Source organism: Breznakibacter xylanolyticus, assembly GCF_003254275.1.
Taxonomy (GTDB): Bacteria; Bacteroidota; Bacteroidia; order Bacteroidales; family Marinilabiliaceae; genus Breznakibacter; species Breznakibacter xylanolyticus.
In genome coordinates this window covers 45,963-70,460 of record NZ_QKZK01000016.1, presented here as the reverse complement: position 1 = coordinate 70,460, position 24,498 = coordinate 45,963, and the positions used below count along the sequence as shown (strand labels likewise).

15 protein-coding genes, 1 tRNA gene and 1 pseudogene are annotated in these 24,498 nt (G+C 42.9%); 7 read left to right on the top strand and 10 right to left on the bottom strand.

What is annotated here, in order from left to right:
* Nucleotides 1-44: 44 nt before the first annotated feature.
* Nucleotides 45-881 (top strand): alpha/beta hydrolase, encoded by an 837-nt coding sequence (locus LX69_RS10755; RefSeq protein WP_146260712.1) that lies wholly within the window; start codon nt 45-47, stop codon nt 879-881.
* Between the two features lie 22 nt (nt 882-903).
* Here LX69_RS10755 and LX69_RS18150 read toward each other — a convergent pair.
* Nucleotides 904-1,611 (bottom strand): annotated as a pseudogene (locus LX69_RS18150) (SDR family oxidoreductase).
* Nucleotides 1,612-1,917: 306 nt separating this feature from the next.
* On the opposite strand from LX69_RS18150, the gene thrA reads away from it, so the two are divergent.
* The 4 genes from thrA (at nt 1,918) to LX69_RS10725 (ending at nt 8,111) form a co-directional block, all read left to right on the top strand.
* Nucleotides 1,918-4,356 carry a bifunctional aspartate kinase/homoserine dehydrogenase I gene (gene thrA / locus LX69_RS10740; protein WP_111446032.1) on the top strand — a complete coding sequence of 813 codons (2,439 nt, stop codon included), beginning with the start codon at nt 1,918-1,920 and terminating at the stop codon, nt 4,354-4,356.
* A gap of 115 nt (nt 4,357-4,471) precedes the next feature.
* On the top strand, nt 4,472-5,692 hold the full coding sequence (locus tag LX69_RS10735; protein ID WP_245934998.1) for a cofactor-independent phosphoglycerate mutase: 1,221 nt from the start codon (nt 4,472-4,474) through the stop codon (nt 5,690-5,692).
* 261 nt (nt 5,693-5,953) lie between these two features.
* Nucleotides 5,954-7,243: a threonine synthase gene (gene thrC, locus LX69_RS10730; RefSeq protein WP_111446030.1), complete on the top strand. Its 1,290-nt coding sequence runs from the start codon at nt 5,954-5,956 to the stop codon at nt 7,241-7,243.
* 223 nt (nt 7,244-7,466) lie between these two features.
* Nucleotides 7,467-8,111, top strand: coding sequence for a tetratricopeptide repeat protein (locus tag LX69_RS10725; protein WP_111446029.1), 645 nt, complete (start codon nt 7,467-7,469; stop codon nt 8,109-8,111).
* A 202-nt stretch (nt 8,112-8,313) separates the two neighbouring features.
* Here the strand turns inward: LX69_RS10725 and LX69_RS10720 are convergent, their stop codons facing one another.
* A complete protein-coding gene (locus LX69_RS10720; protein WP_111446028.1) occupies nt 8,314-10,857 on the bottom strand; it encodes an ATP-dependent Clp protease ATP-binding subunit in 2,544 nt (847 codons plus the stop codon).
* 234 nt (nt 10,858-11,091) lie between these two features.
* Between LX69_RS10720 and gyrA the strand changes: the two genes are divergently transcribed.
* Together gyrA and LX69_RS10710 are read left to right on the top strand one after the other, a co-directional pair.
* Nucleotides 11,092-13,626 carry a DNA gyrase subunit A gene (gene gyrA / locus LX69_RS10715; protein WP_111446027.1) on the top strand — a complete coding sequence of 845 codons (2,535 nt, stop codon included), beginning with the start codon at nt 11,092-11,094 and terminating at the stop codon, nt 13,624-13,626.
* Nucleotides 13,627-13,656: 30 nt separating this feature from the next.
* On the top strand, nt 13,657-14,820 hold the full coding sequence (locus tag LX69_RS10710; RefSeq protein WP_111446026.1) for a tetratricopeptide repeat protein: 1,164 nt from the start codon (nt 13,657-13,659) through the stop codon (nt 14,818-14,820).
* 361 nt (nt 14,821-15,181) lie between these two features.
* Here LX69_RS10710 and LX69_RS10705 read toward each other — a convergent pair whose 3' ends face one another.
* The 8 genes from LX69_RS10705 to LX69_RS10670 all read right to left on the bottom strand — a co-directional run bounded on the left by LX69_RS10705 (nt 15,182) and on the right by LX69_RS10670 (nt 24,477).
* On the bottom strand, nt 15,182-16,513 hold the full coding sequence (locus LX69_RS10705; RefSeq protein ID WP_111446065.1) for a serine hydrolase domain-containing protein: 1,332 nt from the start codon (nt 16,511-16,513) through the stop codon (nt 15,182-15,184).
* A 116-nt stretch (nt 16,514-16,629) separates the two neighbouring features.
* Nucleotides 16,630-17,802 (bottom strand): lipoprotein N-acyltransferase Lnb domain-containing protein, encoded by a 1,173-nt coding sequence (locus tag LX69_RS10700; RefSeq protein ID WP_111446025.1) that lies wholly within the window; start codon nt 17,800-17,802, stop codon nt 16,630-16,632.
* A gap of 71 nt (nt 17,803-17,873) precedes the next feature.
* A complete protein-coding gene (locus LX69_RS10695) occupies nt 17,874-18,785 on the bottom strand; it encodes a dihydroorotate dehydrogenase (RefSeq protein WP_111446024.1) in 912 nt (303 codons plus the stop codon).
* The gene (locus LX69_RS10690) at nt 18,779-19,555 is read right to left on the bottom strand and encodes a dihydroorotate dehydrogenase electron transfer subunit (RefSeq protein WP_111446023.1); all 777 of its coding nucleotides are present in this window, start codon (nt 19,553-19,555) and stop codon (nt 18,779-18,781) included. Before LX69_RS10690 ends, LX69_RS10695 begins: the two co-directional genes overlap by 7 nt.
* 201 nt (nt 19,556-19,756) lie before the next feature.
* Nucleotides 19,757-20,275 carry a helix-turn-helix domain-containing protein gene (locus LX69_RS10685; RefSeq protein ID WP_111446022.1) on the bottom strand — a complete coding sequence of 173 codons (519 nt, stop codon included), beginning with the start codon at nt 20,273-20,275 and terminating at the stop codon, nt 19,757-19,759.
* 1,197 nt (nt 20,276-21,472) lie between these two features.
* Nucleotides 21,473-21,548, bottom strand: a tRNA-Lys gene (locus LX69_RS10680).
* Nucleotides 21,549-21,672: 124 nt separating this feature from the next.
* A complete protein-coding gene (locus tag LX69_RS10675; protein ID WP_111446021.1) occupies nt 21,673-22,188 on the bottom strand; it encodes a flavodoxin in 516 nt (171 codons plus the stop codon).
* Between the two features lie 237 nt (nt 22,189-22,425).
* The gene (locus LX69_RS10670; protein WP_111446020.1) at nt 22,426-24,477 is read right to left on the bottom strand and encodes an alpha-ketoacid dehydrogenase subunit alpha/beta; all 2,052 of its coding nucleotides are present in this window, start codon (nt 24,475-24,477) and stop codon (nt 22,426-22,428) included.
* Between the last annotated feature and the right edge of the window lie 21 nt (nt 24,478-24,498).

Sequence of the window (24,498 nt, the reverse complement as noted above, 5' to 3'; positions counted from 1 at the left end):
GGCAAACAATAGAAATTGATATCTTGCTTCACAAAACAAACCTGATGATTCATCACAATCATACTTTCCAGGCCATTGACGGTCTGACCCTTTTTGCACAGTCGTGGATTCCTGATGACACCCCAAAAGCCGAAATTATTATGGTTCATGGCATTGGAGAACATTCGGGGAGATATTACCAGTGGGCATCGCGCTTTTGCGAGCAAGGCGTTGCTTTTCATGCCATTGATCATCGTGGACATGGTTTATCGAAAGGCAAACCGGGGGTGATCAATCACTTAAATGATTATCTCAATGATTTAGAAAGCTTTATTAAGTATTTAACACCATATTTTCACGCAACACCTCGATTTGTTTACGGGCACAGCATGGGAGGAAATTTGGCGCTCAATTACCTCATGCATTTTCACCCCCAGGTGACAGGAGCCATCATCACGTCGCCATGGCTCGGTCTGGTTCATCCGCCATCACCCTGGATGACTCACCTGGTAAGGCGCATCGATCGACTGGTTCCCCATGTGACCATCAGTAATGGCATCACCCCAAAACAACTGACGCACGATCCGGTAGAGCAGGAGCGTGCTGAACAAGATCAATTAAATCATACGCGCATATCGGTACGGCTATTCAATCGGCTCAGTACAGCTGCAGAATACTTAATGAGCCATCCCCAATCATTTACCATGCCTCTATTGATGTTGCACGGTCAAGACGACAGCATTACCTCATGGGAGGCCACACAACAATTTGCCCGACAAGCTCCCAAAGCCACGTTTAAAGCTTATACGAATGCATTACACGAACTGCACAACGAAACCATTCGCGATGAAGTTTTTATGGATATTCACAACTGGATAGAAATGCAAATTGCAGGAAAATAAACAATTATAAATGACGCCCCTTTTAGAAATTTGATTCAATCATAGGGCGAAATACCACATCGTGCATCACCACATCGTCGGGGAGCATTAACATGCTGAGGATGGTTTTCGCCACACTTTTTGAAGTCATATAATCAGGGCGATCATTGCTCCGAAATGGGGTATCGGTTCCACCCGGATATATGCTACACACTTTGATCCCATCTTTACGAGCCTCTTTTCTGAAAACTTTGGTCAACGCTTCAAGCCCCGACTTGGAAGCGGTGTAGGCACCAATTCCTTCGTTTGAGTAGAGACAAGCCGTAGACAACACATTCACAATCATCCCATTTTATTGAGGTTGCATGGCCTTATAAGCTTCACGCATAAATATAAAGGGTGCACGAAGGTTGACTGCCACCATGTGGTCAAAATCATCGGTTAGGATGTCAGCAACATTGGCACGTGCTGAATTGAGGCCGGCATTGTTGATGACAATATCAATGCCACCCATTTCAAGCGATGCTTTTGCTACAAAATGGATGATGTGCTGCTCATTGGTGACCGAAAAAGTATCCGTCACAATTTTTCCCCCGTCAATCGATAAGTCGTTTATCAACGTCTGCATTTTATCCTCAGATCGGCCGCACAGTGCCAAATGTGCTCCCTGCTCTGCCAGCATGATTGCCAAATCACGACCGATGCCCGAAGTGGCGCCGGTGAGTAAAATTCGTTTATCTTTTAATGTCATGGTTTCCATTTTTGAACCACAAAAATAGCATTGCAAACGAGTATAGACGCCGTTGCGAAACATGAAAAAGGAATCGTAACGAAAAATCATTGCAGTGAACCATTTTCATGATTCAAGGGCGCAGTGAATGGGTTGTCGAATTGTAATTTTTCGCTATTTTTGCTCGCATTAAAATTCAAAGGAGTAACCCATGAACATGATTTATACCGATATGTTTGTATTCACGACCACCCCTTAGGGGGTCAATCATGATTTTTTTCGGTCAACGTGTTCAAAATCAATTATTCCAATCAATCCTTTTAATTTATGAGAGTTTTAAAATTTGGTGGTACCTCGGTTGGTTCTGCCCAGAATATATCACGTGTCAAAGCCATTGTTGAAGCTATTGACGAACAAGTAATTGTGGTGGTGTCAGCCGTTGGTGGCGTAACCGATCGGTTAATTCAAGCCGCCAAAATGGCTGCCGAAGGGAACCGCGAATGTTTTGAAAAACTCGATAGCATCATTGCCACCCACCACGAAGTTGTCAACACACTTTTTGATGCCTCCACATCCCCTGCTGTGATTCAATCCATTGATCCCGAGATTGAAGAGTTAAAAGCCATCCTAAAAGGCGTTTTTTTGATAAAAGAGCTCAGTAAAAAAAGCCTCGAAAGCGTTTCCGGCATGGGAGAGCGGCTCTCATCAAAAATCATTGCACAATACATACCGGGCATGAAATGGTATGATAGCCGTGAATACATTAAAACCAATTACGAGTATGGCCGCAGTCAGGTAGATCAGGAGATGACGCAAAGCCTGCTGTGCGAAGTTAAAGCAAGCTTGGGAGCTCGTTCACTTTTCCCTGGCTTTATCAGCAGCAACCGCAAGAATGAAAATACAACCCTTGGGCGCGGAGGCTCTGATTATACGGCAGCCATTTTGGCCGCTGCTTTCGATGCTCAAATGCTTGAAATATGGACCGATGTAGATGGTTTTATGACGGCAGACCCAAGAGTGATCAGCAGAGCCTATTGCATTGACAAACTCAGCTATGCTGAAGCCATGGAATTGTCGCATTTTGGTGCAAAAGTCATCTATCCGCCAACAATTTTGCCGGTATATCAAAAAAATATCCCCATCAAAATTAAAAACACCTTTAATCCGGTGGCTCCCGGCACTTTAATCAATGCCGAAAAGGAAAATATCTCGTCACACCGCCCCATTAAAGGCATCTCATCCATCAAAGGGGTATCACTTGTTACCGTTCAAGGAATTGGGATGGTTGGTGTTACCGGCATCTCCATGCGTCTGTTTTCATCGCTAGCCGCCAAAGAGGTCAATGTCATCCTCATATCACAGGCATCATCGGAAAACAGCATCAGCATTGTGATTGATACCGAACAGGCCATGGTGGCACAAAAAGCCATCGAACAAGAATTTAAACGAGAAATTGCGCTAAAACAAATCAATAAAATATCCATTGATACCGAAATGGCCGTGGTAGCCATTGTGGGGGAGAACATGAAACGCACCACCGGTATTGCCGGCATGCTGTTTAACAGTGTCGGTAAAAACGGGGTAAATGTATTTGCCATCGCTCAAGGCGCCTCGGAATTAAACATTTCCTTTGTCATCAAAGAGAAAGATATTAAAAAGGCCATCAACGTCATACACGAGTCATTCTTCTTATCGGATTACTCGCGATTAAACCTCTTTTTGGTCGGCAAAGGAACCGTGGGAGGGAAGTTATTGAAGAAAATTAGCGAACAGCAAGATAAGCTACTTAAAAACAATCGACTTCGAATTCGTTTGGCTGGCCTGGCCAGTAGCAATGCCATGATTTTTGACCGCGAAGGAATGGATCCGGCAACTGCTGTTCATCAACTCAAAGAAGAAGGCCTTAAGGGATCCATCACTGACTTCAGGGATCAAATCATATCCATGAATCTGGCCAATAGTGTTTTCGTGGACTGCACTGCCAGCGAAGATGTGGCTGCCATTTATCAATCACTTCTCGAAGCGAACATATCGGTGGTAACAGCCAATAAAATTGCCAGTTCATCATCGTACCAATCGTACATCAAGCTTAAAGAAACGGCTAGAGAAAAAGGGGTGAAGTTTCATTTCGAAACCAATGTGGGTGCCGGTTTGCCTATTATTGCGCCCATTAATGATTTGGTGAAGAGTGGCGATAAAATCATCCGACTGGAAGCGGTGGTTTCAGGCACCCTCAATTTTATTGTCAATACGTTATCGAAGGATAAACCATTATCGCAAGTGATTACCGAAGCCAAAGAAAAAGGCTACAGCGAACCCGATCCTCGCGTGGATTTGAGTGGTACCGATGTGGTGCGAAAACTCTTGATATTGGCACGTGAAGCGGGTTATGTGATGGAAAAGGAGGATGTTGAGGTGGAACCATTTGTGCCTCAGGCGTATATTAATTTGCCTTCGCTCGATGCTTTTATGTCGAAAGTGGGCGAGCTGAACGCTGAATACGAAGCACGACGTCAGAAACTTGAATCGGAGGGCAAACGATTGCGATATGCTGCACGTCTTTCTGACGGGAAAGCCAAAGTGGGACTTATTGAAGTGGATCGAAACCATCCATTTTACGATTTGGAAGGCAGCAACAACATCATCCTCATCTGGTCGGAGCATTACAACGAACACCCCATGCAAATAAAAGGCTATGGCGCCGGTGCTGATGTAACTGCAGCTGGGGTATTTGCCGACATCATAAAGGTGGCCAATATCAATTAATTACATTTAATAGGGCAGGAGGGAGTCAAAAAAAACATTAAAAGATTTGCTTCGCTTGAACTTACTCCCACAATTTCTTGTCATTACAACATTAAATAAAGTAAACCATTAAAATATGAGTGCCCCCATGAAATACTTGGTGATACTGGCCGATGGATTGGCCGATCATCCTATTGCTGAATTAAACGGTCTCACCCCCGTCATGGCAGCAAACACCCCCCATATCGACGCTTTGTGTGCCATGTCTGGTACGGGACTTTTAAATACCGTTCCCGCATCGTTACACCCCGGGAGCGAAGTGGCCAACATGACCGTCATGGGCTATGATGCTGAGAAATACTACAATGGACGTGGCGTACTTGAAGCTGCTGCCATGGGCGTTGAATTAGATAAAGATGATTTGGCTTTTCGATGCAATTTGATCTCTATCAAGGATGATAAAATCCTCAACCATTCAGCAGGTCATATTTCGAACGAAGAAGCTCATATTCTCATTGATGCCCTTAATGCAGAATTTGCAACCGATCGGGTACGTTTTTATCCAGGAGTGAGCTATCGCCATCTTTTGGTCATAAAAAATGCTAACGGATTAATTGAATGCACCCCTCCACACGATGTTCCCGGTAGTGCGGTGGCCGATGTAATGCCAAGTGATGCAAGTGGTCAAAACAAAGAAATATTGAATATCGTTACCGATTTAATTGAGCGTTCACAAAAATTTTTGGCCAACCATCCTGTCAACATTAAGCGAGCCCAAGCCGGAAAAGCCACTGCCAATTCCATTTGGCCTTGGTCGCCAGGTTATCGTCCGCAAATGCCAACCATTCAACAACAATATGGAATCGCGACGGGTTCCGTGATTTCGGCTGTGGACCTGATACATGGCATCGGCCGTTATGCCGGTCTACAATCGATTCAGGTTGAAGGAGCCACGGGTTTATTTGACACGAACTATGCAGGAAAAGCACAGGCTGCCATAGATGCTTTAGAAACAACCGATTACGTATATCTTCACATCGAAGCGCCCGATGAAGCCGGCCATGAGGGAAATGTGAAGCTTAAAATTCAAACTCTTGAGGACATTGACCAAAAAGTAGTAAAACCGGTACTTGAAAAAATTGTGAACGGTAAAAACAATGTTACCATTGCCTTTTTGCCCGACCACCCAACTCCCTGTGCCTTGCGTACACATACACGCGATGCGATCCCGTTTATGATATACCGCCCCAACGAAAAAGGAGATCAGGTGAATGAGTACAATGAGCAATCGGTCAAGCAAGGTTGTTATGGAACTCTCAACGGAGTGGAATTCATGCAAACCTTGGTAAAAAAATAGAAAACAACAAGCGACTATTGCCAGGCAAATTATAAATTTGCCTGGTTTTTTTATTTTGTCACCATTCAGCATTTTGTGTAATATTCATGTGCAAAAATCTCAATACATGGGTTGGATGGCTGAATTAAAAAATAGAAACACAGACATTCCGTTTATACTCAAAAAATCACAATTCATTATTCAATGAAACGAGCCATCCACTCACAAAAGGATGATCATTGGCGAGTTTCATGTGGCAACTGAAAAACAAATTATTTACACATGAAGTATTATAGCATCAATTCCCCACAACGCATGGTGGGACTCAAAGAGGCGGTATTAAAAGGGTTGGCCGAAGACAAAGGGTTGTATATGCCCAAACTAATTCCCCAATTACCGACTTCATTTTTTCAAAACATCGATAAGTTATCGCTGCCCGAAATTGCCTTCGAGACTCTTAAACCCTTTTTTTGTCCCGATATCGATGAAACCCATTTTGCAAGCCTGGTTGCAGATGCATTAAATTTTGAGATTCCCGTAAAACACATCTCCGCCAATATCCATACACTCGAACTCTTTCATGGTCCCACTTGTGCCTTTAAAGACGTCGGAGCACGCTTTATGGCACGTATCCTGGGCGAATTTGTCAAAGGGATGGACAAGGAAATCAACATCCTGGTGGCAACATCGGGCGATACCGGCAGTGCTGTTGCCAATGGATTCTACAAAGTTCCGGGAATTAACGTTTTTGTGCTTTATCCCAAAGGACTTGTCAGCGATGTTCAGGAAAAACAATTTACCACGCTCGGCCAAAACATCACAGCCATTGAAGTAAATGGAACCTTCGATGACTGCCAGCGTATGGTCAAAGAAGCATTTATGGATGCTGAACTTAATAGCAAAATGGTTCTTACGTCGGCCAACTCAATTAATCTGGCTCGACTGCTGCCACAATCGGTTTATTACCATTATGGTTATGCACAATTGAAAGCTCAAGACAAAGACGACGTAGTGATGTGCGTGCCCAGTGGTAACTTTGGAAACATCACAGCAGCCTTGGTCGCTGCCCGCATGGGATTGCCGGTGAAACGCTTTATAGCTGCAACCAACGCCAACGATGTGGTTCCTCAATATCTCGTTAACGGAAAGTATCAGCCTCGTAAATCGGTCGCAACCATTGCCAATGCGATGGACGTGGGAGATCCCAGCAATTTCGTACGCATCGAAAACCTCTTTGAGCATCAATACGAAAAAGTAAAAGCAAATATTGAAGCCTGTTCATTTACCGACGAAGAAATTCGCGCCACAATGAAACGTGTTTTTGAGAAAACCGGATACATCCTCGATCCTCACGGTGCTACGGGCTACGAAGCGCTTGAACGGATGCTTCAACCGTCAGAAAATGGCTTGTTTATGGAGACCGCTCATCCGGCCAAATTCCCCGAAGTGGTGGAACCCGTCATTGGTCAAAAAGTTCCCGTACCCGATCGATTGGCAGCCTTTTTCAAAGGCACCAAACAAGCCAAAGAAATCAATGCCGCGTTAACAGATCTTAAAGCTGTTTTGATTTAAAATCGGACATCAAACCCAGTATTTTCAACGCTCATGCATCCTGCATGGGCGTTTTTTATTACAAACCTGTTCAGTTTGGCACAATTTCTGTATCTTGAATTTGCAAATGTTAATAAGAAATTCAAACTTTTTCACCAAAAACAAGTAGAAAGGAGTAGAAAAATCTTAATTTTACAATAAAAGAACATTCAATTATATTAAAACTATAAAAGCAAGTTTAGTTATGAAGTATTTAGTGACAGCAGCCTTGGCAGTAACAGTTTTGTTTTCAACCGTCAACGCACAGGAAGAGAAAAGTGCCATCACGCTGAAAAATGAAGCCGTAGATGCACTGAAGGTAAAAGACTACAAAAAGGCCCTCGCCACTTACGAACAAGTCATGGAGATCACCAAAGATGCTCCTGAAGGAGTGGTTTATTACAATGCCGCAACATGTGCTCGAACACTTGAAAATTACGACAAAGCAATTGAGTATTACAAGCAGTCGGAAAGCCTGAGTTATCGTCCCGACCAGTCTGCTTTCTATGTGGGTTATGCCCTCAATAAGCTCGACAAAGATGCCGAAATGGAAGTCTACATGACCTCAATCATGGAAAAATATGCAGCAAGCACCATTCTTGATAAAATGAAAGCGTTGGTTATCACCTACTATTTAAAGGAAGGATCAAAACCATACAACGAAGCAGCAGATATGCTTAAAGCAGCGAAACCAGCCGACCAAAAAGAGTTGGACGAGCTCAATGCAAAAGTGAAAGTCAAATTTGCTGAGGCGAAGCCTTGGTTCGAAAAAGCGGCTAAATATGCTGCAGCCGATGACGAACGTATCGTAAAACCCATGGCTGAAATTAATAGCCGATTGGCAGAATAAAAATAACATTAAAAATAAAGAGCCATTTCCGAAAGGAAGTGGCTCTTTTGCATTGAATTAATTGAGCAAAAAAATGAAATACTTGAAACACATCCTACAGAACTGATTCCAAAATCGGTTTTAATTCAATTAATCAATCATAAAAAAAGCAGCATCTCAGATAAGGGAGATGCTGCTTCTAATGTATATCACAACAAGAAAATCAATTCTTATCCTTTTCCTGCGCCTTTTCTTTCAGTGATTTAACATCAGCCTGGTTGGTTCCTATACTGGTGATGATTTTAATTTGTTCAGGGTCAAAATCAACCTTTATCAAATCACCTTCAGATACGCTGGCTTCAATAATCACTTCGGCCATCTCATCTTCAAGGTACTTTTGTATCGCTCGCTTTAGAGGACGAGCACCAAAATTAGGATCATAACCTTTTGAAGCAATGAAATCTTTGGCCTCCGGTGAAATCTCCAATTTATAACCCATCAATGCAATGCGATTGTAAAGACCTTTCAATTCAATATCAATGATTTTGAAAATGTCGTCTTTTTCCAATGGATTAAACACAATCACGTCATCAATACGGTTCAAAAACTCAGGCGCAAACGCCTTTTTGAGCGCTTTTTCAATCACATGGCGGGCATGATCGCCGTCGTTTTCCCGATTAGGCGTCACAAAACCCACACCTCTTCCAAAATCCTTCAACTCACGCGAACCAATGTTCGAGGTCATGATGATAATTGTGTTTTTAAAATCCACACGACGCCCTAAACTATCGGTCAATCGACCTTCGTCAAGCACCTGAAGCAATAAATTAAAGACATCAGGGTGTGCCTTTTCAATTTCATCTAAAAGCACGACAGAATAAGGGCGACGGCGCACCTTTTCGGTAAGCTGACCACCCTCTTCGTACCCGATATATCCCGGAGGAGCTCCAACCAGTCGCGATACTGAGAACTTCTCCATGTATTCACTCATGTCGATACGAATTAACGCATCAGCACTGTCAAACAAATATTGGGTGAGTACTTTTGCCAAGTGAGTTTTCCCCACGCCGGTAGGGCCTAAAAAGATAAACGACCCGATGGGGCGGTTAGGATCCTTCAAGCCGGCCCTATTGCGCTGAATCGCTTTTACCACCTTTTGAATTGCATCTTCCTGACCAATCACCGTGCCTTTGAGTTCATTGCTCATTTTTAACAAACGCATGCCTTCGGCTTGAGCCACCCGTTGCACAGGAATACCGGTCATCATGGCAACCACTTCGGCAACTTTCTCGTCGTCAACCATTTCGCGGTGCTTCATCAATTCCTCTTCCCAATTACTTTTAGCCTTCTCTAAGCTCTCGATGAGCGATTTTTCTTTATCGCGGAAGCTCGCAGCCAATTCAAAGTTTTGTGCCTTAACAGCTCTCAACTTGTTTTCTTTCACCTCTTCAATGTCTTTTTCAAGAGAAAGAATCGACTCGGGCACCACAATATTGGAGATGTGCACACGCGAACCTGCTTCATCAAGGGCATCAATGGCTTTATCAGGCAAATGACGGTCACTGATGTATCGCTCGGTCAACTTCACACAAGCTTCAATAGCCTTTTCGGTATATATCACATTGTGGTGATCTTCATATTTCTCTTTTATGTTATTGAGAATCACCATGGTTTCGTCCACCGAAGTAGGTTCAATCATCACTTTTTGGAATCGACGCTCCAAAGCACCATCTTTTTCAATGTGCTGTCGATATTCATCAAGGGTGGTGGCACCAATGCACTGTATTTCACCACGCGCCAAAGCAGGCTTAAGCATGTTGGCTGCATCCAGTGATCCGGTTGCACCACCCGCACCTACAATGGTGTGAATTTCATCAATAAAAAGAATCACGTTAGGATTACGACTCAATTCATTTAAAATGGCCTTCATCCGCTCTTCAAACTGACCGCGATATTTGGTGCCGGCAACAATTGAAGCCAAATCGAGCGTCACCACGCGCTTGTCAAACAACACGCGCGACACCTTTTTTTGGATAATACGCAACGCCAACCCTTCGGCTATGGCCGATTTACCAACCCCTGGCTCTCCAATGAGGATGGGATTATTCTTTTTACGGCGACTAAGAATTTGAGCCAATCGCTCAATTTCTCGTTCACGTCCGACAATCGGATCCAATCGCCCCTCTTCAGCTGCTTTGGTAATATCGGTTCCAAAATTATCGAGTACCGGTGTATCCGATCCACTTTTAGCACCGGGTTGTCGGGGAGCATCGCTGCCCCCCGAAGATGAGAATGGGCTATCAGCATCATCATCTTCAGGAAAGTCGGATTTTGCCTTAGGGAGAGTTTTCTCCATCAATCCTTTAACTTTTTCGTATTCAATATTTTCTTGTGCCATAAGCTCACAGATATAAGATGATTTTTCCCGTAACAATGCTAAAAACAAATGTCCGGTATTAATTTGTTTACTTTTAGTCGCTCGAGCTTCAAGTTGAACCAATTTCAAGATACGCTCAGAAGATTTCAATAACGGAATGTTATCGGCTTGTATGGGATTATCTTCCCTCAATTTTTCTTCCAATCGCTGACGCACCGAAAAGAGATCGACGTTGAGTTGCGCCATCAGTTCAATTGCAGTTCCTTCACCTTCCCGGATTAGACCAAGCATTAAATGCTCCGGAGAGATGTATCGGTTTCCTAATCGTTCCGCCTCTTCCTTGCTGAAACTCAGAACATCTCGCGCACGTGGTGAAAAGTTTAAATCCATATAATCCTGCTTTATTTTACTTAACAATAGAATTACAATATTGTTGCTTAAAAATACGCATTTGAAGCTTTAAAAATAAAACAAATGAGAATATTTTTTTCTGCGTAATTGTTAATAAATAGTCACACCACAGCCGGTCGTAGTTCGCAATTTTTGACTAAATTAGGCCGTTTAAAAATGGAACATTCTAATGTTTCATGACGAGTTATTAGTCACCCGAAAAATGCGTAATAAATGGCTGAAGAAGAGAGAATTATTCAGATTAACATTGAAGAGGAAATGAAGTCGGCTTACATTGATTATTCAATGTCAGTGATTGTTTCCAGGGCGTTGCCCGATGTGCGAGACGGCTTAAAGCCCGTACACAGAAGGGTCCTCTTCGGAATGAATGAACTGGGAGTAACATACAACAAACCTTATAAAAAATCGGCCAGGATTGTGGGGGAGGTACTTGGTAAATTTCACCCACACGGCGATTCATCGGTTTATTTTGCCATGGTTCGTATGGCTCAGCAATGGTCATTACGTTATCCCATGGTCGATGGTCAGGGTAACTTTGGAAGTGTGGATGGCGATAGCCCCGCTGCCATGCGTTACACCGAAGCCCGTTTAAGCCGTTTGGCCGACGAGATGCTCAATGACATAGATAAAAACACTGTTGACTTCCAACTAAACTTCGACGATTCACTTTCGGAACCTACCGTTTTACCATCGCGGATTCCTAATTTGCTCATCAATGGATCTTCAGGTATTGCCGTGGGGATGGCAACCAATATGGCCCCCCATAACCTGACGGAAACCATAGATGGCATTGTGGCTTACATCGAAAAACGTGACATCACCATTCCGGAATTGATGCACTTTATTAAAGCACCTGATTTTCCTACCGGAGCCATTATTTATGGATATCAAGGTGTAAAAGAGGCCTTTGAAACAGGGCGTGGTCGTGTCATCATACGTGCGAAAGCCGAAATTGAAACAGATGGCGGTCGCGAAAAAATTATCATTCGCGAAATACCATACATGGTCAACAAAGCTGAGTTGATCATGAAAATTGCTGAACTGGTTAACGAAAAGAAAATCGAAGGCATCTCCAATGTCAACGATGAATCGGATCGTGAAGGAATGCGGATCGTGGTGGATGTGAAGCGGGATGCCATATCGAATGTGGTTCTCAATCACTTGTATAAAAATACCGCTCTTCAAAGCTCGTTTGGTGTCAATAACATTGCGCTGGTAAAAGGTCGACCAAAGTTGTTGAATCTCAAAGATATGATTGAGTGCTTTGTCGAACACCGTCACGAAGTGGTTGTTCGTCGCACCCAATATGAACTGGATCAGGCTGAAAAGCGGGCTCACATTCTTGAGGGACTTATCATTGCCTCCGACAACATTGACGAAGTGATTGCGATCATCAAAGCTGCTTCGTCGCCCGATGCTGCACGCGAAACGTTGATGAAACGTTTTGATTTAACTGAAATTCAATCGCGTGCGGTTGTTGACATGCGTTTGCGACAACTCACAGGTCTGGAACAGGATAAATTGCGCGAAGAACATTCAGAGCTGATGAAACTCATTGCCTATTTAAAAGAAATATTGGCAAGCGAAGAACTCCGTATGAGTATTATCAAGGACGAATTGCTTGAAATAAAAGAAAAATATGGTGATGCGCGACGCACACAGATTGTGTACAGCTCCGAAGAATTTAACCCCGAAGATTTCTATGCCGATGACGAGATGATCATCACCGTTTCGCACATGGGTTATATCAAACGGACGCCTCTGGCAGAGTTCAAAACTCAAAGCAGGGGAGGGGTCGGATCCAAAGGATCAACCACGCGCGATGAAGACTTTATTGAGCATATTTATCCGGCATCCATGCACAACACCATGCTCTTTTTCACCGAAAAAGGAAGGTGTTTCTGGCTGAAGGTTTACGAAATCCCCGAGGGGTCTAAAAGCTCAAAAGGAAGAGCCATTCAAAATCTTTTGAATATCGATGGCGACGATAAAGTGAAAGGTTTCATCAAAGTAAAACAGCTCACTGACAAAGAATACGTTAAAAAGCATTTTATAATAATGGCGACACGCCAGGGCATCATCAAAAAATCGCCACTGGAAGATTATAGTCGTCCACGCCAAAATGGGGTAATCGCCATCACCATTAAAGAAAATGATGAGCTGATTGAAGCCAGACTCACCGACGGGGAATCAGAAATCTTAATGGCCACCCGTAGTGGACGAGCCATTCGTTTCCCCGAAAACAAAGTTCGCAGCATTGGTCGTACCGGAGCCGGCGTTCGGGGAGTCACTCTCGATGATGATAATGATGCTGTCGTTGGCATGATTTGTGTTCAGGACAAAAACGATCATATCTTAGTGGTTTCGGAAAAAGGTTTTGGCAAACGTTCCGACCTGGATGATTATCGCATCACCAATCGTGGCGGTAAGGGCGTCAAAACCATGAAAATATCAGAAAAAACAGGCGCCCTCATCTCGATTAAGAATGTTACCGATGATAACGATTTAATGATCATCAATAAATCGGGTATCACCATCCGCTTGGCAGTTGCACAGATACGTGTTGCCGGACGTGCCACCCAAGGCGTTCGATTGATCAATCTGGACAAAAAGCAGGATGAAATAGCTTCAGTCACACGAGTGAAGGCTGAAGAAACCGAGGAAATACCCGAAGAAATTCTCGATTTAAACAATGAAAATACCGATTTAACGGACACCACGGAAGAATCGGAAACTGAAAATCAATAATCAATTTTGCACAAACTTTAAACAAGAAAAATGAAACGGATTACTTTTTTAGTGTGTATGCTTGCTGTAACGGCCGGATTGTATTCACAAAAAGGCAAAGTAGCAGTTGCGGAATCGTTACTGTCCACCAACGATGTGGAAGGCGCCCGCAAGGCCATTGACGAAGCCCTTGTGAATGAGAAATCAAACACTTGGCCTAAAACCTTCATTGTTGCCGGAAAAGTTTATGCCAAGACGAAAGACGAAGGTGCAGCATTTAAGGCTCTTGAGTTTTTCCAAAAAGCTCGTGAACTCGACCAAAAAGGAGACGAAAAAGGCAAAGGCATTGGACGTTACGACAAAGAATTGACTTTAGCATTGACCTTCTTCAAATCCGATTTGACAAACGTTGGCGTGGGTGGCTTTGAAAAAGAACGATATGATATGGCCTTTAAAGCTTTTGAAGGAATCTTATCTGTAAACGAAATGGCCGGTATTACAGCGATTGATACAACCATTATTTATAATTGTGCTTTGGCTGCTTACAATGATAAGAACTGGGAACAAGCTGAGAAATATTTCCAAAAAACCATTTCTTACAACTATGCCGGAGGCGATGCCATTTTATTGCTCCATCAGGTGTTTACAACCACCAATGATTCAGTAAAAATGGCAGCAAACTTGAAAAATGGATTTGAGAAATATCCCAATGATGATCGTATTTTGACCACTTTGATCAATTATTATTTGTCATCACGTCAAAATCAGGAAGCATTGGCTTATCTGAATAAAGCCATCGAAAAAGATCCCAACAATCCATCTTTCTATTATGCTCGCGGCGTTTTACACGATCAAAGCAAAAACTTTGATGCAGCACAGACCGATTACAATAAGTGTATTGAAATTGATAGCAATTATTTCAATGCCTTGTATAACCTTGGTGTAATGTTCTACAACAAAGGTGTTGAACGTAATAACCAGGCTAACGAGCTCACCGATATGAAAGCATTTAATAAAGCTCGTGATGAAGCCAATGGATACTTCAAATCATCTTTACCTTTTATGGAAAAAGCTTACACTGTAATTGATGCAAAAGAAGGTGCGACAGCTAGTGACAAAATTTCTGTGTTAGAAAGCTTAAAGAGTCTTTATTATCGCTTTGACGATCTTTCTAACTACAATCGCGTGAATGATTTAATTAATTCAATGCGTTGAGAATCCTCAATTTCAAAAAAAAGGTGCTTCGATATTTCGAAGCACCTTTTTTTTGCCATATACAATTATTTGCATCGTGATGTGTCGTTGCATTTGTAATGGTTCGAATGTTGGCCTATGATGAATAACTTACATGAGAGACAGAATACAAGGCGCTGAATAGCCTTCAAATTTCCACATATATAAAATACATAATATCAATTATAAGACACGGAAGTAATTGAATTACAGCTTAATGTGTTATTCAATATTTGTCCAAATAATAAAAACCGAAATTCAATCCCCCCTTATCCCACAATCAAAAAGCCACTCAGAAATATATTCCTGAGTGGCTTTTTGATTGTGTATTATCTGAGTATTATTAGTTGGCAGTCAAAAGTGGCTGTAAAGGCATCATAGGCTGCAATTGTAAATCGAACAAATTGTAATCAGGCCAATGTGCTATGGTTTCGATATAATTTGAAATTTGACGTTCAATTTCGACAGTGAAATCAGCACCTTTCCAAGTGCCGGAATTCAACAGTACCACATACGAAATGCCATCTGCCTGATGAACCATCAAGGCCGAAACACTAGCCAAAGTACCTGTGCGAATCCAAGCATTTCCTTTTATTTTACGCCATCCCAATGGACTTTTAAGTGGACATTCGGGCTGTGTCATCGTCATAATGGATTCGGAGCTTAAAATATCTCTTATTTGGCTATTGCCATCAATTGACAACATCAACTTCATCAAGTCAGACGCACTGGCAATCCAGCCTCCGGCAGCACCTAATGTGTAAATGTCATTACCTCCGTATGTTCTTGAAACCATTGTTCCTGTGCCACGAAAATCTTCTACGACCATTGTCGAATCGGGCTCATAATATTTAACTTCATTTTCAAAACGCTCACTCAAAAAACTACGTCCCAATCGCATATCAAATATTCCCAACGGAAACAGAACTTCTTTACGAATGTATGACTCATAATCAGTCTCGGTGACTTTTTCTATAACCTTTCCTAAAACGGCATATCCAAGGTTGGAATAGCTGCTTTGGCTGTCGGGCTGAAAATGCAATCGATGCATCAAAGCAAACACAATAATATCATCGACAGAAACAGGAAGCGGTTTGTTTAATTTATGAGCCACCACACCAGGCATGAACATGTGATCGCCATAGCGTGGAGTCCAACCGGCACTGTGTTCAAGAAGTTGTTTGACTGTGATGAGCTCAACACGTTTATCAACATAATTAAGAAACGCAGAATCGTTTAAAATGCCATCAACGCCGAACACTCGGGAATCAAGCGCTAATTTCCCCATTTCAACCAATTTCATAATCCCTACTGCCGTGACCAGTTTGGAGACACTTGCCACACGAAATAGATGATATGGCTCTGTGGCAATTTTCAATTCTCGGTCGGCAAAACCATAAGCCTTGGCAAAAACCAATCGCTCATCTTTGGCAATGGCCACGGATGCACCAGCAATATTCCATTTTTTAATAAATGCCTCCATGCGCGAATCAAAGGAAACAAAATCATCAGATTCACTAAAGGCATTGCTCAGCCGCAACGATGTAGCGCTGGGCATTGGTGTATTAAAGTCGTTACCGAGTGATTGAAAATCCTTCAGGTAAAATGTACCGGAAAAAGCCAGTGCACTTAACCCCAATGTAATCAATCCTATATGTAGTATTTTTTGTTTCATTTCCGTCATCTTAAATAAGAGATCCAATCAGCTCTTTATATGGAGAATCTCTTTTAATGTTTCACCCAACAGCACTTTCGTCACAAAAAAACATCGTTTTATCAAAAAAACATCATTTATCGTAACCTCTTCACAATACCAACATAAAAAAACAATCGAATGGCAATGGCACAAACCAAGAGGAATAAACCACCGGGAAATTGCTGAGGAACAAATACATAAAAAACACCTAACAACCCAGTCCCCACCAATGCAATCCTTGCGAGCAAGGTATATCCCTTGCACCGCCGACTCATCAGCCCCATCACCAAATTGGTGGGCAAAGCCCATAGTAGATTAAAATTATAAGCCGTAACGGTATGACAACTGATGAACCACAAATAAGCTAACAGTACCCCAACCATCCCTGTTAGGATAAAAAGAAACCGATCCAGCACAATCAAATTCCATCCCAATCGCCACTGAGCCAAGGATAACCCTACAACTAACAAAAGGAAAAAAGACAATAAGAGTCTTGGTGACAAGTCGATATTGCTTGCCGTTACCGCAGGCGTTTGCTCCAACAATACCGAATGAGAACTCACCAAAGGTACCGTCAAAGAATCACGTACAAAGTGCATTTTTGAAAACTGAAGACTCAAATAATCTGGCAAATACATTTCGCTATAAGGTGTTGCAGGCACATCTGCTTTCATTCCTAATAATAGATGGATACCAAACTCAGTCCATAATGAATGTTGTAAATACTGACCATAAAGTTGACGCATCGAGAGCGAGTGATCACTCACCGAATCAATAAGCACCTTGCCCCCAACAGCTTGAATCACCATATCACGAATGCGTGTGGCGCAATTGTCATAAAAAAAATCGTATCGATAATCACGGTTTTCTGGAGCCGCATTAGCCACTAGCGCATCAAATAAACGCTGACGTTCAACTGCATTCAAGTTCAACACTTGTTCCTCAACACGTCGGTTTTCGACCATGTAACCAGGCATAAAATGGGAGAAACGCCCCACCGAAAGCATGTAATTCAAATTGCCATGCGCAAACTTCAAATAAAACCACGATGTAGAAAAATCAAACGTTCCATAATTAAAAACCCAATCATGACCTGTTTCCGAATCAGAAACCCGGAGGGCACTATGTCCAAACACTGAATACAACTCTTCACCGGGCGAACATGTCAACAATGAGATATGAGCCTGCTCCGACAGTTTCACAGAACCATGGATGGATGTTAACAACATCAACCAAATAACCAATCCAATTAGCACAATTTTATTCATATCTCAAACATTCTATAGAAAGTGATTTACATTTGTAAATCACAAATGTAAATCGCAATTACTGCTTATAATCAACATCTTAAAGCACCCACCAACTCCTTTATATCATTCACTTGGTGCCGAATCATATAATCTCGGATGCCATCAATAATTTTAACACAAACCATGGGATCCACAAAATTGGCCGTTCCCACTTGAATGGCACTAGCTCCGGCAAGAATAAATTCAATAGCATCGGTCGCATTGCTAATTCCACCGAGTCCCACAACTGGAATTTTCACTTCACGAGCCACCTGCCACACCATGCGTAAGGCCACTGGCTTCACCGCAGGCCCCGACAAGCCACCGGTTATGGTTGAAAGCATGGGGCGCTGTTTTTCAGCGTCAATGGCCATTCCTAACAGCGTATTAATCAGCGAAACGCTATCAGCACCAGCGCCTTCAACACCTTTGGCAATCTCAACAATATTGGTCACATTGGGCGATAACTTTACCATTAAGTGACGAGGAAACACCTGACGTACCGCTTCTACAACCGCCACCGCTGATGGGCAACTGGTTCCGAATGCCATGCCCCCCTCCTTCACATTTGGACATGAAATATTTAACTCAATGCCGGGGATGTTGGGCAATGATGCAATTCGCTCTGCTGTAGCCACATACTCCTCAATGGTCGAACCGGATACGTTGACCAACACATTGGTGGTGAAATGACTGATGCGAGGATTGATGGTCGTTGCAAAATATTCAACCCCTTTATTTTGTAGCCCCACGGCATTGAGCATCCCCATGGGCGTTTCAGCCATCCGGGGATATGCATTCCCTTCACGATGGTTGAGCGTGGTTCCTTTAACAATTATCCCCCCCAATTGATTGATATCATAAAAATCGTTGTACTCCTCTCCGTAACCATACGTTCCGGAAGCAGTCATCACAGGGTTTTTGAGTTGTAACCCATTCAAGTCGACAGATAAGTTTACCATTTTAAATCTTTTGAATCGAATACAGGTCCATCAATACATGTACATTTATTACCTTGTTGCGTGGCCGTTACGCAACACAAACAGGCTCCAATACCACAAGCCATGCTGTTTTCGAGCGATACATGACAATCAAGGTGATGATTGGCAGCATATTTGGCCAATACTTTCATCATCGGCTCCGGGCCACAAGTGTAAATCACATCAAAATCAGGCTTGTCGGTTTTCATCACCGGATGATGTATCACAAAGCCCTTCGTCCCTTCTGAACCATCTTCGGTGGTCACATACACATCGCCAAGCTCCCGATATTCGCTCATGTCAATTAAATGAGCAGCCGATCGGGCGCCCATGAGAAATCGTGGTTTAATACCATGCTTGCGAAGTTCTTTTCCTAAAAATAAAAGGGGTGCAATGCCACAACCACCGCCGACAAGCAACACGCGATCTGTTTTGGGCATGGGAAATGAGTTACCAAGCGGATAAACCAAATTGAGTTTTTGACCTGGTTCAAGTTGTCCCATCCAACGGGTTCCTTCACCAACTTCCTGCACTAACAGACGTAAAATACCTTGATTTTTATCGGCATCGTGAACAGATATGGGACGTCGCAAAAAAACATTGGGACGATCCTCTACTTTTACCTGCACAAACTGCCCAGGACGAATGTCGGGCAGTTGACTCGGATGCTGTAAATCAATGATCACATAATCATGCGTGACCCTGCGAGTCTGGAGAACGGTAAAATCATCTATATACTTTTTCTGACACATGTTTGCTTAATTTACATTTATAAATCCTTAAAATCTCTGCAAATATAGTGCTTTTTGCTGTTCTCCATGCATTGGCTCCTAAGAGTTCACATGAAGTTAAGGAATTATCGAGCCGTTGGCAATCCTAAAATTATCATGAAAACCGGTGGTCTGAATCCATCATCAGGGACGTTACACGCCCTGAAAGCCGCCATCAGACAATTACCCCGGCTTATAACACACAAAAGTTCGATTTTTATAAAATACCACAATCTGCTCAATCTCCAGCCCGGTCAAGTTAGAGAGCTGTGTCATCATCGGAGGCAATGTAACAATCGGTTCATTCGTTTTAGATGGCTCAGTGTCCACGACAGACTCATTTGAGATAGTATCTGCAGTCACAGACGAAGCAGAACTTGCAATTTGAGTGTTTTCAGCCTTATCTGAACCAGAGCCAGATATTGACTCCAGAATGCCCGAACGATTCACCGTCGGTTGGTCAAATAATGTGTTCCCCTTGGGAATGACACTCCCTTTTAACATGCTTCCACGTCCGGTGATGAGCCAATCGCCACTAATTTGAGGATAATGGGTCAGGATTTTTGCCAGAAAATCGAGACTGGGCTTACTCCGCTCCGATAATATGTGCGATATATTGGAGCGTTGAACACCGATGGTATCCGCAAATTTCGACGGCGTTAACCGTTCATGTTGCAAAATCTTTAAAATTCGATCCTTCATGTGGATAGATATGTAATTGCAAATATACAAATGTAATTAATACTTCAATTCACTTTAGTGAATTATTAATGAGATTTGGTAGTTTACAAATGTATGTGGGACGTTATGGATTATCCTTGATATTTGCCTGCGATTTGATCGCATACCATAAATTATTCACAATCAATCAATGTGATACACGAACATGTGGTAGAGTTTTTCAGCAAATCATAAGAATTAAACTTATAGGTTAATATAGATGATTATAAATACTGGTTATCAGTCATATATACTGATGTGAAGGGATGAAAATGGGGGCGATAAGGCCATTAATTTACATTTGTACTCTAAATTATCAAGTAATTATTTAAATAGGTAATGTAATACACTGAAATACTGAATATTTATGCTCTTAATATTTGTATTTACATATAGGGGGTTCTCTCGCTTGCTTTTATCTGGATTTTATGATTTAGATGTGTAAATCCAAACTGTGCTTTTACACTTGTTAATTTAGAAGGTGGTATCATGTTATTTACATCCGTAACTCCAAGGATTGATTACATTTATAAACTACCAATTTTGCATCCAAAACGCATTCACTTATACCACGCGTGATCGATGTCTCTTAAGTGTGGTATTTTCCCTCATCGAAAAATCACATTACGACATAAAATATAAAAGTGGAGCATCGTTTCTAACGTCCATTTTGATGTTGCTGCCACAACTTCGATTGCTAAAGCAAATTATACACTTGTTTTTAAAGAAAACATCGATATTTTACTGCATGAATTATTCTTCATGAGGCAGTTGGCGCTATAGAATGAGCGATTTCTGAGTGGGTTAATTATGTTGTGATTATGCGTGGCTAATTATTACTGCCAGTTTGCAATACAAAGAGAGTCAATTCTGATTTGTCTGGAACAATCGTTGGCAAATTCAATGAATCCAACATTTCGTAGCACTCGAGTTAATTTGCGCTTATAAATTTATTGCAGTCATTTTATGATTCAGCACCCTAATATCCACCTGCATGGTTGCAAACCCATAAAAGGGGCTCAGAAAGCCACCTCTGACATAATTCCATATTTTATTTACCCAAAAGATTCAAAAGTGTTCCAATAAGGCGAATCTGGCTCTTAGCAACAAATAATACATTTAGATCATAAATATATTTAAATAAAAAAGCGAAACATGAAACATGTTTCGCTTTTTTACTGGTGACTCAGCTGGGGCTCGAACCCAGGACCCCATCCTTAAAAGGGATGTGCTCTACCAGCTGAGCTACTGAGTCATCCTGGTTTTGCGGTTGCAAATATAGGTGATTTAATCGGTATCATGCAACTATTCCGACAATAAAATCCCATAAAACATGAAATTAAATCATATATCCCTGTATACCAACCGTAAAAAAAACACTATTTTTTTGAATCAAACGCAATTTTCAACGATAGAACCCACTTTTCGATGCGTGAATCGGTCAATGCCGACTGGTTTTCCACGTCGATGGCCAGTCCCATGAACTCATTTCCCCGTACCGCACGTGAACTTTCAAATGAATAGCCTTCGGTGGATGTGAATCCGACCAGCTTGGCTCCCCTTTGTTCCATAAATTGAGCCATGATGCCGATGCCATCTACAAAATTCTCGGGATAATCACGCTGATTGCCTCCCCCAAAAATGGCCACCTTCTTGCCTTTGAAATTACGCTCTTCAAGATCCGGCAATAGCTCATCCCAATAATTTGGTAATTCACCGTCAAACCAAGTGGGAACGGCCAAAATAAGGTTCGTATAGGGCATAATCGCATCCCCTGTCACACTATCGGCATCCAACTGTTCGATGGGGTCGTCTCCAAATTGATGGATGATTTTTTGTACCTGCTGGCGGGTTTTCACCGACCGATAACTGTATATGATCGCAGTCTTTTTCATGTGTTTAAAATTTGTTATTCAATGGCCACATGGAACTCGCCAAGAATCATCCTCCTGTGTGAATAAGGCCTACACATGGCTCGTTTCATCTGTTTATAAATGTATTAAGATTTAAATATCAAGACGCAAAACAATGATTTTTAGATGGTACTGATATACTCATGCAATTCTGCACTTCTTCCAATAATCAACCTCCTATTTGTCAAAGCTGTAGACATCTTCATGAGATTTATATCATCAATAATGTATCAATTGCACAGCAGCCTGATAAATACGATCATTACCGGGCAAAATGGCCGCTTCCAAAATTCTATTAAACCCAACAGGCGTAAACGTGGAGCCAACACGTCGCACGGGGGCGTCCAGGAGCTCAAACATCTCGTCGCCGATCATTGCAGCCACTTCGCCTCCAAAACCCCCAAATACTTTGTCTTCGTGAACCACCAGGGCACGCGAAGTCTTGCTCAACGATGTGCGGATTGCCTCTTTATCGAGCGGAACCAACGAGCGCAAATCAATGACCTCGACACTGGCCTTACCCTCTTGTTGGAGCTGCTCGGCCACCTCTAGGCACATGTGCGTGGTGTTGCCGTAGGTTATAATGGTCAAATCGGTTCCTGAACGACGAATCCGAGCCTTTCCGAAAGGCACCTCAAAATCGTCGGGAACCACAGTGGCCGCTTTGGGGGCGTTATAAAGTGCCTTGGGCTCCATAAACACCGTCATCCCTTCGCTGCGCATGGCTGTGCGAATTAACCCGGCCCCATCGTCGGCAAACGAAGGATACACTATACGCACGCCCGGAAAGGTCATCAGGGCTCCTTCGATGTTCTGACTATGATACAAGCCACCACCAATGTATCCGCCCGATGCCAATCGGACTGTAATATTGGGCGAATATTGTCCCTTGGTTCGCCAATACTCATGAGTGGTCTCGACAAATTGTTCCATGGCCGGCCAAAAATAATCAGCAAACTCGGCACCTTCCACCACGATGCGCATATTACGGTTATAACGCGACATCCCGTTGGCGGTTCCCAAAATGTAATCTTCAGCAATGGGCCCGTTAAACACGCGTGTTTTCCCAAATTCCTGCTGCATGCCTTTGGAAACGTTAAAAATCCCCCCCTTATCCTTGTTGGCCACGTCCTGTCCCCATAAATAAGTGTCGGGATTGTGTCGGAATTCAGCTTTGAGTGCTTCGTTTAGAGCCTGAATAAACTTGACTTTGTCACCCTCCTGGTGATGAACCCCATCGGGATACTTATTCGAAACATACGCCGGCGGTAACACATAATCAAAAATCGAATCCGGTGACGGAGCCGGTGCGGCCATCGCTTTGCGATGTGCTTCTTTCACCTCCTCCTTTACACGCTCATCTATTTCAGTGAGTTCGGACTCTGTCGCCCGTTGATAGCGCAATAACAAACGTTTGTATTTTTCAACAGGATCATACTCCTTCACATAACTCAACTCATTATCATCGCGATAAAGTTCGTGACGGTCTGAGTTGGAATGCGAATGAATGCGAACACAGTTGGCCTGCACGATCACAGGTTTTTGATTCTCCATGGCCCAGGTAACAGCCTCTGTCATGGCATTTATTGAATCAAATACATCTTTTCCATTGCAATAAATCACGCGCAGGTTTTTCAACGATTCAAAATTTCGAGCCACTTTGCGATTGGCCGTCTGATCCTGCTTGGGAACTGAAATACCGTAGCCATTATCCTGAAAAACAAACACCACAGGCAACTGTTCGCGCGATGCGCCATTTATGGCCTCGTAAACGTAGCCCTCCGATACCGACGATTCGCCTTGCGAACTAATCACCACGGCATCATTTTCGCCATAGGTCTTGAGCGCACGTCCCACACCGGCTGCATGCAATGTATGATTACCCGTGCACGACGATACGTTATGAATGTTCCAAGCCGGCTTGGCAAAATGGTTCGACATGTGTCGCCCCCCTCCGGCCACATCGGCATCTTTGGAAATCCCGTTGAGAATGATCTCTTCGGCCGTCATACCAGCCGACACGCAGGTCTGCAAATCGCGATAATAGGGAAACAAATGATCCTTGTTGCGACGAAACACCTGTCCGATGGCCAGTTGAATGCCATCATGTCCGGCAGCCGGCGCATGATAGCTCCACCCGACAGCCTGCTTCAGGTAGTTGGGCGCCCGGTCATCGAGCGTCCGCCCCAAAGTGATTAAATGATACCACTTTAAAAGGGTCTCTTTATCGGTCTTCTTGATACTATAGCGTACCGGCACATCACTTTTCATATGATTATAATTTTTTCCTCT

Coding starts and splice junctions, on each gene's coding strand:
- LX69_RS10755 (WP_146260712.1), top strand. CDS start 45: ATGATTCATCACAATCATACTTTCCAGGCCATTGACGGTCTGACCCTT.
- thrA (WP_111446032.1), top strand. CDS start 1,918: ATGAGAGTTTTAAAATTTGGTGGTACCTCGGTTGGTTCTGCCCAGAAT.
- LX69_RS10735 (WP_245934998.1), top strand. CDS start 4,472: ATGAGTGCCCCCATGAAATACTTGGTGATACTGGCCGATGGATTGGCC.
- thrC (WP_111446030.1), top strand. CDS start 5,954: ATGAAGTATTATAGCATCAATTCCCCACAACGCATGGTGGGACTCAAA.
- LX69_RS10725 (WP_111446029.1), top strand. CDS start 7,467: ATGAAGTATTTAGTGACAGCAGCCTTGGCAGTAACAGTTTTGTTTTCA.
- LX69_RS10720 (WP_111446028.1), bottom strand. CDS start 10,857: ATGGATTTAAACTTTTCACCACGTGCGCGAGATGTTCTGAGTTTCAGC.
- gyrA (WP_111446027.1), top strand. CDS start 11,092: ATGGCTGAAGAAGAGAGAATTATTCAGATTAACATTGAAGAGGAAATG.
- LX69_RS10710 (WP_111446026.1), top strand. CDS start 13,657: ATGAAACGGATTACTTTTTTAGTGTGTATGCTTGCTGTAACGGCCGGA.
- LX69_RS10705 (WP_111446065.1), bottom strand. CDS start 16,513: ATGAAACAAAAAATACTACATATAGGATTGATTACATTGGGGTTAAGT.
- LX69_RS10700 (WP_111446025.1), bottom strand. CDS start 17,802: ATGAATAAAATTGTGCTAATTGGATTGGTTATTTGGTTGATGTTGTTA.
- LX69_RS10695 (WP_111446024.1), bottom strand. CDS start 18,785: ATGGTAAACTTATCTGTCGACTTGAATGGGTTACAACTCAAAAACCCT.
- LX69_RS10690 (WP_111446023.1), bottom strand. CDS start 19,555: ATGTGTCAGAAAAAGTATATAGATGATTTTACCGTTCTCCAGACTCGC.
- LX69_RS10685 (WP_111446022.1), bottom strand. CDS start 20,275: ATGAAGGATCGAATTTTAAAGATTTTGCAACATGAACGGTTAACGCCG.
- LX69_RS10675 (WP_111446021.1), bottom strand. CDS start 22,188: ATGAAAAAGACTGCGATCATATACAGTTATCGGTCGGTGAAAACCCGC.
- LX69_RS10670 (WP_111446020.1), bottom strand. CDS start 24,477: ATGAAAAGTGATGTGCCGGTACGCTATAGTATCAAGAAGACCGATAAA.